General features: G+C 71.3%; 12 protein-coding genes. 6 read left to right on the top strand and 6 right to left on the bottom strand.

Features of this window, described 5'->3' with window-relative positions; translation table 11 throughout:
* The first annotated feature begins 34 nt into the window (after window positions 1-34).
* On the top strand, window positions 35-1042 hold the full coding sequence (locus ACIP6U_RS03110) for a helix-turn-helix domain-containing protein (RefSeq protein ID WP_401712058.1): 1008 nt from the start codon (window positions 35-37) through the stop codon (window positions 1040-1042).
* A 156-nt stretch (window positions 1043-1198) separates the two neighbouring features.
* On the opposite strand, the gene ACIP6U_RS03105 is transcribed toward ACIP6U_RS03110, so the two are convergent.
* Window positions 1199-1642 carry an SRPBCC domain-containing protein gene (locus ACIP6U_RS03105; protein WP_401712055.1) on the bottom strand — a complete coding sequence of 148 codons (444 nt, stop codon included), beginning with the start codon at window positions 1640-1642 and terminating at the stop codon, window positions 1199-1201.
* Entirely contained in the window at window positions 1642-2565 is a 924-nt protein-coding gene (locus tag ACIP6U_RS03100; RefSeq protein WP_401712052.1) for a zinc-binding dehydrogenase, read from the bottom strand. Before ACIP6U_RS03100 ends, ACIP6U_RS03105 begins: the two co-directional genes overlap by 1 nt.
* Window positions 2566-2684: 119 nt before the next feature.
* Here ACIP6U_RS03100 and ACIP6U_RS03095 point away from each other — a divergent pair, with 119 nt between their 5' ends.
* Window positions 2685-3104 (top strand): winged helix-turn-helix transcriptional regulator, encoded by a 420-nt coding sequence (locus ACIP6U_RS03095; RefSeq protein WP_401712049.1) that lies wholly within the window; start codon window positions 2685-2687, stop codon window positions 3102-3104.
* Window positions 3105-3204: 100 nt separating this feature from the next.
* Here the strand turns inward: ACIP6U_RS03095 and ACIP6U_RS03090 are convergent, their stop codons facing one another.
* Entirely contained in the window at window positions 3205-4659 is a 1455-nt protein-coding gene (locus ACIP6U_RS03090) for an MFS transporter (RefSeq protein ID WP_401712046.1), read from the bottom strand.
* 185 nt (window positions 4660-4844) lie between these two features.
* On the opposite strand from ACIP6U_RS03090, the gene ACIP6U_RS03085 reads away from it, so the two are divergent.
* From ACIP6U_RS03085 to ACIP6U_RS03070, 4 genes are all read left to right on the top strand, one after another.
* Entirely contained in the window at window positions 4845-7544 is a 2700-nt protein-coding gene (locus tag ACIP6U_RS03085) for an MGH1-like glycoside hydrolase domain-containing protein (RefSeq protein WP_401712044.1), read from the top strand.
* Window positions 7541-8989: an alpha-amylase gene (locus tag ACIP6U_RS03080; protein WP_401712041.1), complete on the top strand. Its 1449-nt coding sequence runs from the start codon at window positions 7541-7543 to the stop codon at window positions 8987-8989. The genes ACIP6U_RS03085 and ACIP6U_RS03080 overlap by 4 nt, the downstream gene beginning before the upstream one ends.
* A 50-nt stretch (window positions 8990-9039) precedes the next feature.
* A complete protein-coding gene (locus ACIP6U_RS03075; RefSeq protein ID WP_401712038.1) occupies window positions 9040-9705 on the top strand; it encodes an NUDIX domain-containing protein in 666 nt (221 codons plus the stop codon).
* A gap of 86 nt (window positions 9706-9791) precedes the next feature.
* The gene (locus tag ACIP6U_RS03070; protein ID WP_401712035.1) at window positions 9792-10781 is read left to right on the top strand and encodes an aldo/keto reductase; all 990 of its coding nucleotides are present in this window, start codon (window positions 9792-9794) and stop codon (window positions 10779-10781) included.
* 27 nt (window positions 10782-10808) lie between these two features.
* On the opposite strand, the gene ACIP6U_RS03065 is transcribed toward ACIP6U_RS03070, so the two are convergent.
* The 3 genes from ACIP6U_RS03065 to ACIP6U_RS03055 are packed head-to-tail and all read right to left on the bottom strand — an operon-like array spanning window position 10809 to window position 13893.
* Window positions 10809-11345 carry an NUDIX hydrolase family protein gene (locus ACIP6U_RS03065; protein ID WP_401712032.1) on the bottom strand — a complete coding sequence of 179 codons (537 nt, stop codon included), beginning with the start codon at window positions 11343-11345 and terminating at the stop codon, window positions 10809-10811.
* Window positions 11346-11360: 15 nt separating this feature from the next.
* A complete protein-coding gene (locus ACIP6U_RS03060; RefSeq protein WP_401712029.1) occupies window positions 11361-12488 on the bottom strand; it encodes an amidohydrolase family protein in 1128 nt (375 codons plus the stop codon).
* A gap of 1 nt (window position 12489) precedes the next feature.
* Window positions 12490-13893, bottom strand: coding sequence for a glutamine synthetase family protein (locus ACIP6U_RS03055; protein ID WP_401712026.1), 1404 nt, complete (start codon window positions 13891-13893; stop codon window positions 12490-12492).
* Window positions 13894-13908 lie beyond the last annotated feature (15 nt).

The following is a 13908-nucleotide window of genomic DNA, read 5'->3' as shown; positions in this document are numbered from 1 at the left end:
CCGTTTCACAGAACCGTGTGATTGACTGACCGCCGTGTTGCAGGAGTCGGTCTTCCGTACCGAGGAACTGCCGGTCGGCGACCGGTTCGAAGCGTGGACCGAGCGGCTGGGCCGCACCCACGCGCCCATGGAGCTGGACAGCGACCGCGCGGCCGACTACCGCGGGCACCAGCGCGTGATCGGCCTCGGGGACGTCACGATCTGGCCCGCCAGTTTCGACCAGCTCGTCTTCCGCCGTACTCCCAAGCTGGTGCGCCGGTCCGACCCGGAGGTCTACCACCTCTCCCTGCTGCGCCGCGGGACAGGAGCGGCCAGTTGGGGCCGGGAGCACACCGCCTACGAGGTCGGCGACATCCACACCAACTGCTCGTCACGGGCGTACGAGATCGCCACCGGCTCCGAACCGGTCAGCATCGTCGGCATCGAAGTCCCGCGCACACTCGTGGCGTTGCCCGCGCGCAACGCGGACCGGGTGATCGGGTCCCGGATCTCGGGCCGGGAGGGGCTGGGTGCGCTACTGGCCCAGTTCCTCGGCCAGTTGGCCGCGGACACAAATCCCTACCGGCCCTCGGACGCACCCCGCCTCGGCAACGTCGTCGCCGATCTGGTCACCGCGCTCTTCGCCCACGCCCTGGACGCGGAGGGCCAGTTGGCGCCGGAGACGCACACCCGCACCCTGACCCTGCGGATCAAGGACTTCATCCGGCGCCACCTCGACGACCCGGACCTCACGCCCGCCCGGGTGGCCGCCGCGCACCACATCTCGCGCAGCTATCTGTACCGCCTCTTCCAGGCCGAGGGCCTCGCCGTGTCCTCGTACATCCGCGACCGGCGCCTGGCCGGTGCCCGCCGCGACCTCGCCGACCCGGCGCTGAGCGCCCTGCCGGTGCACGCGGTGGCCGTCCGCTGGGGCTTCCCGCGGGCCGCCGAGTTCAGCCGTGCCTTCCGCACCGCCCACGGCCTCACGCCTGGCGCCTTCCGCGAACAGGCGCGATGCGAGGCGGAGTTCGGCGGCGAAGGCGGTGGACCCGGTGCCAACTAGGTGTGGACCGTGTGCCAACGACAGGCGAGCCGGTGCCCACGCATGCTGGTGATCACCGCGATGGACGTCCGCGGGACCGGGAACGTGCCAGGACCGTGGGGGAGTCCTGGCACCTCCCGCCCCGGACCGTGAGCCCGCCCTCGTCGGCCGACCGTGTCAGTCGGACGTCCCCGTCACACGCGCGCGCAGAGCGACACCGTTGCGGGCGTACTCCTCCCTGAACCTGCCGAGTGCCGGGACGAGTTCGTCGGCGGCGGGGCCGAAGAACTCCTCGGAGTCGGTGAGTTCGGTGGTGCCGTCCGGTTGTGGGGTGAGCAGGAACGAGTGCCTGCCGAGGAGTGTGTCGAGCGATCCGCCCTCCCAGACCAGCCGCCGCGGGGCCTCCACCTCGACGATCCGCAGAGCGACGTCCTGCTCGGCGGTGTCGCCACGTGCGACGCGACCCGGCAACTCCGCCCCGACCAGGGCCTGTTCGGGCTTCGTGTCGAAGGACAGGACCGGATGCCAGTGCGCGTACGCGTCGAACGCCACCAGCACGCGCCACACGTCCTCCACCGGAGCGGAGATCCTGGTCACCGCGGTGACGACCGGGGCCGCCATCACGGCACCAGCACGATCCGGCCGCGCAGGCCGCCCGCGGCGAGCCGGGCATGCGCATCGGCGGCCTGCGACAGCGGGAAGATCGGCCCCACCCGCGGCGTCAGCACGCCGACCTCGGCGAGCGCCGAGACGTAGGAGAGACGGGTCGCTTCGGGACCGGCGGAGGTGTGGCGCACGACCACGCCCCGCTCCGGCTCCGGCAGCACGTCGACCCGCACGCTCACGAAGACGCCGCCGTCACGGACGGCAGCCATTGCGGGGGCACCCAGGGCCGCCGCGTCGAGCACGCCGTCCACGCCCTTCGGCACCAACCGCCGTACCGCCTCGCCCAGTTCCTCGTCGCGCGACACGAACCACCTGGCGCCGAGACCACGGAGGAACTCCTCGTCCTCGGGTCGCCCCTGCGCGACGACCCGCACGCCCCGCGTCCGGGCCAGCTCGACGGCGTAGCCGCCCACGGCTCCGGCGGCGCCCGTGACGAGGAGGGTGTCCCGGGGGCGCAGCGGGAGGTGGTCCAGCGCCTGGACGGCGGTCGTCGCGTTGAGCGGGATCGTCGCCGCGAGTGTCAGGTCCATGCCCTCCGGGGCGGGGGCGAGGGAGTTGAGGTCGGTCACGAGGTATTCGGCCTGGGTCTTCGTGGGGCGCAGCACGCGGGCGTCGTACACGATCACCGGAGTGCCGACCTCCAGGAGGACACCCGTGCCGACCGCGTCGATCGTGCCGGCGGCGTCCAGCCCCAGCCCGACGTACTCGACCTCCTCCAACGGCCCGAAGAACCCGCCCCACACAGCGGCGTCGGCGGGATTGAGCGCGGCGGCCGCGACCTTGACCCGGACCTCGAAGGGGCCCGGTTCCGGGAGCGGGACCTCCACGACCTCGACGGCCTCGGGTCCACCGATCTTCCTCACGACTGCTGCACGCATGATCTTCGCTCATTCCTTTGCATTGCCGAACACCTTGGGTGCTACGAACGCTAGGGGAGTTACGATCGATTGGTAAGTAGGCACTTTTTAGTGCGTTGCGCTCCCGACAGGAGAGACCGATGACCACCACGCCGAAGCCGGCACGCCGGATCGAGCCGGGCACGTACGAGGCGTACATGCACGACTGCCCCGCGGTGGCCCTGCTCTCGACGATCAGCAACCGGTGGGTCAGCCTGACGATGTGCACCCTCGGGTCGTACGGCGAGGCGATGCGGTACAGCCACATCAGCCGTGAGATCCCGGGTGTCAGCCAGAAGATGCTCACCCAGACCCTGCGCATGCTGGAGCGCGACGGCATGGTGAAGCGGACGGCCACACCGACCGTGCCGGTGCGCGTCGACTACGAGCTGACCCCGCTCGGGCAGGGCCTCTACGGCCTGCTGTCCCAGGTGCGCGACTGGGCCGCCGACAAGACCGACGAGGTCGACGAGGCGCGAGCCCGCTACGACACCCGGAAGACCGAGCCGGCAGGGGCGTAACGCACTAAAAAGTGCCTACTTACGGGTCGGTCGCAACTCCCCTAGTGTTGGTGATGTTCGGCGTTCGAAGTGTTCTTATTCGCAAATAGCGACACCGTGCTCAGGCCTCACCCGACTCGCTCCCGGCCGGCCGTACCTCGCGCGGGATGCCGAGGGCGCACACCGCGCCGGCCAGGACCACCGCGACGCCGACCCACACCGCGGGATGCAGCCCGGCGACGAACTGCCCGGGGTCGCGCGTGCTGCCGTGCGCGACGAACACCGTGCTGAGTACGGCGATGCCGAGCGCGCCGCCGATCTCCCGGACGGTCGTGTTGGCGCCGGACGCCTTGCCCGCGTGCTCCTTGGCGACCGAGCCGAGGACGACCGCGGCCGTCGGTGCGAAGACGAAGCCCATGCCGATCCCGGCGACGATCATCGGCCCGACCAGGGAGGGGTACGCGGTGTCGGTGTCGGTGACCAGGTTGATCCAGCCCAGGCCCACGCCCTGGAGGAAGAGGCCGAGCGCCATCAGGCGGCCGCCGCCGACCCGGTCGGTGAGCAGCCCGGCCACCGGGGCGACGAACATCGGCATCAGCGTCCAGGCCAGGGTGCGGACACCCGCCTCCAGCGGAGTGCGCGGCGGCACGATCTGGAGGTACTGCGCCAGCAGGAACAGGGAGCCGAAGACACCGAAGTACATGGTCGCCGAGACGACGTTGGTGAGCGTGAAGGCCCGTACCCGGTAGAAGGACAGCGGCAGCATCGGCTCGGCCACCCGTGCCTCCCGGACCGCGAAGGCGGCCAGCAGCACGGCACCGCCCGCGAACGCGCCCAGCACCTTCACCGAGGTCCAGCCCGCCGGCTCGCCGTGCACGATCGCCCACACCACCGCGCACAGCCCGGCCGCGGCCAGCACCACGCCCACCAGGTCGAGCCGGACCCCGGGCAGCGAACTCTCCCGCAGGGCGTACAGCGCCAGCGGGACGGCGACGACACAGACCGGCACGTTGATCCAGAAGATCCACTGCCAGTCCAGTCCCTCGACCACCGCGCCACCGACCACGGGCCCCATCGCCACGGCGAGCCCGCTCACCCCGGACCAGACGCCCAGCGCCAGGCCGCGCAGCCGGTCGGGCACCGCCTGGGAGAGCAGGGTCAGCGACAGGGGCATCACGGCCGCGGCGCCGAAGCCCTGGACCGTGCGGAAAGTGATCAACTCGGCGCTGGTGTCGGACAGTCCGCAGCCGACCGAGGCCAGCGTGAACACGGCGATGCCGACGACGAAGACGGTCCGGCGGCCGAACCGGTCGCCCAGCGCGGCACCGGTCATCAGCAGGCAGGCGAAGCTGAGCACATAGGCGTTGACGAACCACTGGAGCTCCTGCGTGCTCGCCCGCAGGTCGACGGCGAGGGTGTGCAGGGCCGTGGAGACGACGAGGTTGTCGAGCGCGACCATGAACATGGGCACGCTGCAGGCCAGGATCGCCAGCCACAGCGGGGTGCGCCGGGTGTCGGCGCGGGGTGGTGCGGTGACCGGCTCGGTGCGGGCCGGGTTCTGCTCGGACAGGGACATGGCAGGGGAATCTCCTAGCGCACGTGAAGACCGGGGGCCTACTTGTACAGAGGCTCGTTGCGCCTTCAACCGGACAGGGAAGTCGGCGGGACAGGGAAGCCGCCCCTCCGCCATGCATCCGTTGCGGGCCCGCCCGGGACCCCCGAGTCTTGGAGCGATGCCCAATCGCGAGGAGGCGGTCCACGATGGCGGACAGCGGTACGACGGGCGCCGAACGGCAACGGCTCGCGGAGGCCGACGCGGCCCGGGCGCCATGGCGCCGTTGGGGCCCCTATCTCAGCGAACGTCAGTGGGGGACCGTCCGCGAGGACTACAGCCCCGGCGGCGACGCGTGGTCGTACTTCACTCATGAGCAGGCACGCTCCCGGGCCTACCGCTGGGGCGAGGACGGCATCGCCGGCGTCAGCGACGACAAGCAGCGGCTGTGCTTCGCCCTGGCCCTGTGGAACGGCCGCGACCCGATCCTCAAAGAGCGCCTCTTCGGCCTGACCAACACCGAGGGCAACCACGGCGAGGACGTCAAGGAGTGCTACTTCTACCTCGACTCGACGCCCACCCACTCCTACATGAAGTATCTGTACAAATACCCCCAAGCCGCTTTCCCTTACGGTGACTTGGTCGACACCAACCGGTCCCGCGGACGCCGCGACTACGAGTACGAACTCCTCGACACCGGCATCTTCGACGAGGACCGCTACTTCGACGTCTTCGTCGAGTACGCCAAGGCGGGACCCGAGGACCTGCTGATCGAGATCACCGCCCACAACCGCGGTCCCGACGATGCTCCCCTCCACGTGCTGCCGACCCTCTGGTTCCGCCACACCTGGTCCTGGGCCGGCGGCACCGCCGTCCCGAGCCTCGCCCTGGACGGTTCGGCCGTCCGCGCCGAGCACGAGGAACTGGGCACGCGGCGGCTGTACTTCAGCGGCGGGACCGAAGACCTGCCCACCGAGGCCCTGTTCACCGAGAACGACACCAACAACGAGCGCGTCTTCGGCAGTTCGAACACCACGCCCTACGTCAAGGACGGCATCGACCGGTACGTCGTCCACGGCGAGACCGACGCCGTCAACCCCGCCCGGACCGGCACCAAGGCCGCCGTCCACCATGTCCTCACCGTCCCCGCCGGCGGCAGCGCCACCGTCCGGCTCCGGCTGACCGACGCCCAACACGCGGACCCCTGGGGCGACTTCGACGCGACCATGGACGCCCGCCGCACCGAGGCCGACGAGTTCTACGAGGACGTCCTGCCCGACGGCCCGAGCGAGGACGAGCGCCGGGTTGCCCGCCAGGCCCTCGCCGGCATGCTGTGGAGCAAGCAGTACTACTACCTCGACGTCGAGCGCTGGCTGGCCGAACACGGCGTCGACCCGCTCGGCGCCGACCCCGGCGTCCGCAACAGCGCCTGGTACCACATGGTCAACGACGAGGTCATGTCGATGCCGGACGCCTGGGAGTACCCCTGGTTCGCCGCCTGGGACCTCGCCTTCCACACCATCGCCCTGTCCATGGTCGACATCGGCTTCGCCAAGTCCCAGCTGGACCTGTTGCTGCGCCGGCTGTACCTGCACCCCAACGGCCAGATCCCCGCGTACGAATGGAACTTCGGCGACGTCAACCCGCCCGTGCACGCCTGGGCCGTCCTCTTCGTCTACGAGCTGGAGAAGCACCGCACCGGCAAGGCCGACCGCGCCTTCCTGGAGAACGCCTTCCACAAGCTGATGAAGAACTTCAGCTGGTGGCTCAACCGCAAGGACGTCGACGGCAACAACGTCTTCCAGGGCGGCTTCCTCGGCCTCGACAACATCGGCGTCTTCGACCGCAGCGCCCCGCTGCCCACCGGCGGCCACCTCGACCAAGCCGACGGCACCGCCTGGATGGCGCTGTACTGCCAGAACCTGCTGGAGATCGCGATCGAACTCGCCGACGAGAACCCGGTCTACATCGAGCAGGCGCAGACCCTCTTCGAGCACTTCGCGTGGATCGCCGTCGCCACCAACCGCATGGGCAAGGACAACGAGAGCCTCTGGGACGAGGAGGACGGCTTCTTCTACGACGTCCTGCGGCTGCCCGACGGCACCGCGACCCGCCTCAAGGTGCGCTCACTGGTCGGCCTGATCCCGCTCGCGGCGACCAGCGTGGTCGGTGCCTGGGCCGGCCGCCGCTTCCCCGAACTGGCCGCCGGGGCGCAGGAGTTCATAGAGCGGCACCCGGCCGTGGCGGCCATCGTCTCCGCCCAGCAGAACATCGGCCCCGGCGAGGGCGGCCGGGTCCTGTTCGCGCTGTTCGGCGAGGACCGGCTGCGCCGCGTGCTGGCCCGCATGCTCGACGAGGACGAGTTCCTCGGCCCGCACGGCATCCGCTCCCTGTCGAAGCACCACGCCGAACACCCCTACACCTTCGAGGTACATGGCGAGACGTACGGCGTCGGCTACCTCCCCGCCGAGTCCGACTCGGGCATGTTCGGCGGCAACTCCAACTGGCGCGGCCCGGTCTGGTTCCCCGTCAACATGCTGCTGATCCGGGCCCTGTTGAACCTGTACGTCTACCACGGCGACGCCTTCACGGTGGAGTGCCCGACCGGCTCCGGCAAGCACCTCACCCTCTACGAGGTCGCCCGCGAGCTCTTCGACCGCCTCACCTCCACCTTCCTCCAGGGACCCGACGGCCACCGACCGGTGCACGGCGCCCAGGCCAAGTACGCCAAGGACCCGCACTGGAAGAACCTGATCCTCTTCTACGAGTACTTCCACGGCGACAACGGCGCGGGCCTCGGTGCCTCCCACCAGACCGGCTGGACCGGCCTCGCCGCCGTCACCGCGACCCTGTTCCACGTCGTCGGCGTCGGCGACTGGGGCACCCTGCGCGAGGAGCCGCTGTCATGACGGTGATCCACGAGATCAACACCCTCATCTGGCTGGGCGAGTTGAGCGCACGGTACGACCGCCGGATCACTCTGGGCGAGGTCCCCGGCGAGGCCTGGGACGAGGTCGCGCGGCCCGGCGTCGACACCGTCTGGCTGATGGGCGTATGGGAGCGCAGCCCGGCGGGACTGGCGATCGCCCTGCGGGACGAGGGGCTGCTCGCCTCCTTCCGCGCCGCCCTGCCCGACCTCACCGAGGCGGACATCGCCGGATCCCCGTACTGCGTACGGAACTACGTCGTCGACGAGTCCCTCGGCGGCCCGGCCGGCCTCGCCGAGGCCCGCGCCCAACTGGCCGCGCGCGGCTTGCGGTTGATCCTCGACCACGTCCCCAACCACGTGGCCCCGGACCACCCCTGGCTCACCGACCGCCCCGACTGCCTGGTCCACGGCACCCCGGACGACCTCGCCCGCTCGCCCGAGGCCTTCATGGAGGCCGGCGGGCAGATCTACGCCCGTGGCCGGGACCCGTACTTCCCGCCCTGGCCGGACGTGGTCCAACTGAACGCCTTCAGCGACGCGTTGCGGACGGCGGCGGTGGAGACACTGGTGGCCATCGGCGACCAGGCGGACGGCGTGCGCTGCGACATGGCGATGCTGCTGATGACCGACGTGTTCGCCAAGACCTGGGGCGACCGGACCGGAGCCCCGCCCGCCGAGGACTTCTGGCCGTACGTGATCCCGCGCGTCCGCGAACGCCACCCGGACCTGCTCTTCGTCGCAGAGGCCTACTGGGACCTCGAATGGGCTCTCCAGCAGCAGGGGTTCGACCACTGCTACGACAAGCGGCTCTACGACCGCCTGCTGCACGAGGACGCCGAGTCCGTCCACGGCCACCTCCAGGCCGACCTCGCCTACCAGCACGGTCTCGTCCGCTTCCTGGAGAACCACGACGAACCCCGCGCCGCCGCCACCTTCCCCGGCGACAGCGAGCGCTCCGCCGCCGTCACCGTCGCCACCCTGCCCGGCGCGACCCTCTGGCACGAGGGCCAGTTCGAGGGCCGGAAGGTCCGCCCGCCGGTCTTCCTCTCCCGCCGCCCGCCCGAACCCGTCGACGAGGAACTTCGCGCGTTCTACGGCCGGTTGCTCCCGGCGGCGGCCGAGGTACGGGTCGGCGACTGGCAGTTGCTCACCTGTACGGGCTGGCCTGACAACGACACGCACCGCAACCTGCTCGCCTGGAGCTGGACCGGCCCCGACACCTGCCATGTCGTGGTCGTCAACGACTCGGACGCGCCCGCCCAGGGCCGGGTCCCGCTGCCCTGGCGCGACCTCCAGGACCGCGCCTGCCACCTCACCGACCTGCTGTCGGGGCAGACGTTCGACCGCGACGGCACCGAACTGGTCACCTCCGGCCTCTATGTCGACCTGCCGGGCCGCGCCTCCCACGTAATGCGCGCGTGGTAGAAGCGGATCATGCACCTTTCCACCGCCTCCCCCCGCCGGACCGGTGTCCGATGACCGCCGGCATCGACACCCCGGACCGCCGCGGCCGCACCGGCCTGGACCGCACGGGCCTCGACCTCACCGGCAACCCGCGCGTCAAGGTCCGCGAGGTCCAACTGCTCTCCAGCAACTGGTACGTCGAGCGCGCCACGACCTTCGACCTCCAGCTCGCCGACGGCACCTGGAGCACCCAGCAGCGCGAGACGCACGACCGCGGCAACGGCGCCACGATGCTGCTCTACGACGCCGACCGCGAAACCGTCCTGCTCACCCGGCAGTTCAGGTACCCGGTGTACGTCAACGGCCACCCCGACGGCATGCTCGTCGAGACCCCGGGCGGACTGCTCGACGACGATGACGAACACCCCGAACTCGCCGTGCGCCGCGAGGTGGTGGAGGAGACCGGCCACACCATCGGCGAGGTCCGGCACGTCTTCGACGTCTACATGAGCCCCGGCTCGGTCACCGAACGCGTCAGCTTCTACGCCGCCGCCTACGGCCCCTCGACCCATACCCACGAGGGCGGCGGCCTGGACGAGGAGGGCGAGGACATCGAGATCGTCGAACTGCCCTTCCGGCGGGCCCTGGAGATGATCCGCACCGGAGAGATCGCCGACGCCAAGACGATCATGCTGCTCCAGTGGGCGGCGCTGGAAGGCCCGTTCGCGAAGGGATAGTTCGCGATGGCTTGACTTCAAGTGCGCTTCAAGATGAAGACTCCCGTTCGTGCCCGGACAACCGGGCGCGAACGGGAGGACCCATCATGAGGTACCGCACCATCGGAACCGACCCGGCCCACCGCCGCGAGGTGAGCGTGCTCGCGCTCGGCGCGATGCTCTTCGGCTCACGGACCGACGAGGAGACGTCCTTCGCCGTGCTCGACCGGTACGTCGAGGCCGGCGGCAACTTCATCGACACATCCGACAACTACGCCTTCTGGACCGACGGCGGTCAGGGCGGCCACAGCGAGGAACTCCTCGGCCGCTGGCGGCGCAGTCGTGGCATCGGCGACGAGATCGTCATCGCCACCAAGCTCGGCGCCCGCCCGCTCGCCCCCGGCACCAGCTACATCGACAACCCCGAGGGCCTGTCCGCCAAGGTCATCCGCGAGTCCGCCGAACGCAGCCGGGAACGCCTCGGCGTCGACAAGCTGGACCTGCTCTACGCCCACATCGAGGACCGCACGGTTCCGATCCAGGAGACCGTCGAGGGCTTCGCCGAACTGGTCGCCGAGGGGACGGTCGGTCTCCTCGGGGTCAGCAACCACGCCGTGTGGCGCGTCGAGCGGGCCCGCGCCCTCGCCGCCGCGGCCGGACTGCCCGGCTACGAGGTGCTCCAGTACCAGCACAGCCTGCTGCGCCCGCGCGCCGACGTGACCGACGACATGTTCCCGGACGGCAGCCTCGGCCACACCGGCGCCGAACTGCTGACCTATCTGCGCGCCGAGCCCGAGGCCCTCACCCTGGTCGCCTACTCGCCGCTCCTCGCGGGCGCGTACACCCGCCAGGACAAGCCGCTCCCGCCGGACTACGACCACCCCGGCACCCCCGCCCGGCTCACCGTGCTGCGGGCGGTCGCCCAGGAGACCGGCGCCACCCTCAACCAGGTCGTCCTGGCCTGGCAGCTGGGCGGCGACCTGCCGATCATCCCCTTGGCCGGCGCCTCGTCCGTGTCCCAACTGGAGGAGAACCTGGCCGCGCTCGACCTGGAACTCACCCAGGACCAGCGCACCCGGCTGGACGCGGCGCACTGATCCGGGGCGAGCTGCCCGGCGGGCCGGCTACAGACCGCACCCCACGTGCGCCAGCGCCTGCCGGAGCAGTACCCCGTGGCCGCCCGGCATCTCGCCCTGCACGGCGGCCGACACGGCCTCCTGCGGGCTGAACCAGACCAGGTCCAGGGCGTCCTGCCGGGGCCGGCAGTCGCCGGTCACGGGCACGACGTAGGCCAGCGACACCGCGTGCTGACGCGGGTCGTGGTACGCCGTGACGCCCTGGGTGGGGAAGTACTCGGCGACGGTGAAGGGCTGCAGGGAGGCCGGGATCCGGGGCAGCGCCACGGGTCCCAGGTCCTTCTCCAGGTGGCGCAGGAGCGCGTCCCGGACCCGCTCGTGGTGCAGCACCCGGCCGGAGACCAGGGTCCGGCTGACCGTCCCCTCCGGTCCCATGCGCAGCAGCAGGCCGACGCTGGTGACTTCGCCGTTGTCGTCGACGCGGACGGGCACCGCCTCGACGTACAGGATCGGCATACGGGCTCGCGCCATCTCCAGCTCGTCGGCGCTGAGCCAGCCTGGCGTGGTATCGGTCATGTCAGACATTGCTTGATCATACTTTCAGGAGGGGCCGGGCAGACGGTAGACCCGGCGAGCGTTGTCCGCGCCCGCCCACCGGGCGATCCGCATTGCGTCGGGCAGGCTCAGCTCGTCGGCGTCCACCCGGTCCTGAAGCAGACCGGTCAGACCCCGCCGGAAGGCCAGCGCACCCAGACAGTAGAACTCAGCCAGACCGTACGCGTCCGAGCTGTACAGCAGTTTGCGGAACGGAGTGATCTCCGTCGCCTCCGCAAGGACCGCGCGAGCCCGGGCAGGACCGACGTGGTGCAGGGTGAGGCCCACGTCGAGATACACCTGCTCGAACACAGCCGCGAGGTAGGCGGCCTGGCGCTGGTAGGGCCAACAGTGCAGCAGAAGCACCGGGATCGTGCCGGCGGTCAGATGCAGCCAGTCGGTGAGATGCGTGGGGTCGCAGCGGTGCAGCCGGATGTCGTTGTCGCCGAATCCGACGTGCAGTTGGAGCGGCAGCCCGAGATCGACCGCGGTCCACAGCAGATGGCGTACGAGGACCGGGTCCGTCAGTCGGCCGCCCTCCGCGAGCCAGTGCCGGGCCGCCTCGGTGACCTCGTCCGCCGCGGGGCGGGCCGGGTCCAGGTCGAAGCCGGTGCGGTACGCGGCCACGGACTTCACCGCCACCACGCCAGGGCGCCCCACCGCCGCCCGCGCGGCCGCCCCGAACTCGGCCGCGTACTCACCGGGTTCGACCCCCTTCGCCGCCACCGCCTCCGCGACGCCCTCCAGCCGCACCACCTCGTACGCCGATCCGCCCACGGTGTCCGCCAGTTCGGCGGGCGCGGTGAGCCGGTCCGGGGTGTACCCGGTGTCCACGCAGAACACGTCCGTCGAAGCGGCGGTCAGGAAGCGCCGGTTGACCTCGCGCCAGCCCAACTCGGCCCGCCGGGCGAGGTAGTCGTCGACGGGGGCGTGCCGGGGCAGGTCGAGCAGGGGAGCGCAGTGCCGGCGTACCGACACGCCGACCGGGCTGTCGAAGGGCGAGATCCCCGGCCAGACCCCGCCCTCGGTGAGGAGCTCCTCGAAGCCCTCCCGGGACAGGTCCGCGGTGACCACCCCGTGGCAGTGATGATCCGTCAACTCCTGCGCGTCGAGCGCCTCCTGGATCGCGCCCACGTCAGTACTTCCAGCGGTAGGCGGCCGCCACGCCCTCGTCGTCCCGCCCGTCCACGGCGGCGATCTCGCCGAGACGCACGGCGATCACCGCGTCCGCGAGGACCGGTCCCAGCGCCGCCCGCAGCACCTCGTCCTTGCGGAGCTCCTCGACCGACTCGGCGAGCGACACCGGCAGTCGGCGCACACCCCGGGCCGCCGCCTCCGCGGGGTCGAGCCGGGCCGGATCCCCGGTGATCTCCTGGGGCAGCGGCGCCGACGAGGTGAGCCCGTGCAGCCCGGCCGCGATCACGCCCGTGAGGGCGAGATACGGGTTGGCGGCCAGGTCGACCGGCTTGACCTCCAGATTGGCGGCCTGGTCGCGCAGGCCCGCGGTGCCGGTGACGACACGCACCGCGGACTCCCGGGTCTCGCGGCCCCAGGCGGTGAACACCCCGGCCCACTGGGAGGGCTTGAGGCGCAGATAGCTGGCGGGACTCGGGGCGGTCAGCGCCGTGAGCGCCGGGAGCCGGCCGAGGACTCCGGCCACGAAGGACTCGGCGTCGGCCGTCATGCCGTAGCGGCCCGCACCGCCCGCGTGCAGGTTGACTCCGTCCCGCCACGCGGAGAGGTGGAGGTGACCGCCGTTGCCGACACCCTCGGCGAAGACGGCGGGCGCGAACGAGACGACCAGCCCGTGCCGCCCCGCCACCGCCCGGATCGTCTGGCGCACCAGGACACTGCGGTCGGCCGCGGCGACCGGGTCGAGCGCGCCCACCGAGACCTCGAACTGCCCGGACGCGTACTCGGGATGGAGCTGCTCGACGTCCACGCCCTGCGCCGCGAAGGCCGCCAGCAGGTCGGCGGTGTAGTCGCTGAGCTCGACCTGCCGGACGGCTCCGTACGCCGGGCCCGTGAGCGCCGGGACGAACTCGCCGGTGGCGGACGGACCCTGGCCGACGGCCCACTCGACCTCGACGGCGGCCCTGAAGGTGATGCCGTGCCGCTCGGCCGCCTCGGTGACGGTCCGGCGCAACACCGTACGAGCGCACGCCGGATGGGGCTCGCCCTCCTGCGTGATGCGGTCGACCGGTGCCCACGCCCAGCCGGGTTGCCCGGCCAGGACGGCGAGTTGGTCGAGGTCGGGGTACATGCGCAGATCGCCGTCGGGGGAGCCGAGGACGTCGGTGGTGACGATCGAGTCGTCGGCGAGGAACGTGTCGAACACCGGCGACGTGCCCACGCCCCAGGCCGCGGCCGAGGCGAGCTTCGCCGTCGGGACCGTCTTCACCCGTGCGATGCCCGCGGTGTCGACGTAGGCGAGGACGATCCCGTGCACCCCGCGTCCGGCCAGCTCGCCGCCGAGCGCGGTGGCCCGCTCGACATCACCGGGGCGCCCGCCGGGGACGGGATCGGCAAGGGTGGTCATACGTTCTCCTCGACG

The sequence above is a fragment of the Streptomyces sp. NPDC088794 genome, from assembly GCF_044750545.1.
GTDB lineage: Bacteria > Actinomycetota > Actinomycetes > Streptomycetales > Streptomycetaceae > Streptomyces.
This window is presented reverse-complemented; position numbering and strand designations above follow the sequence as displayed.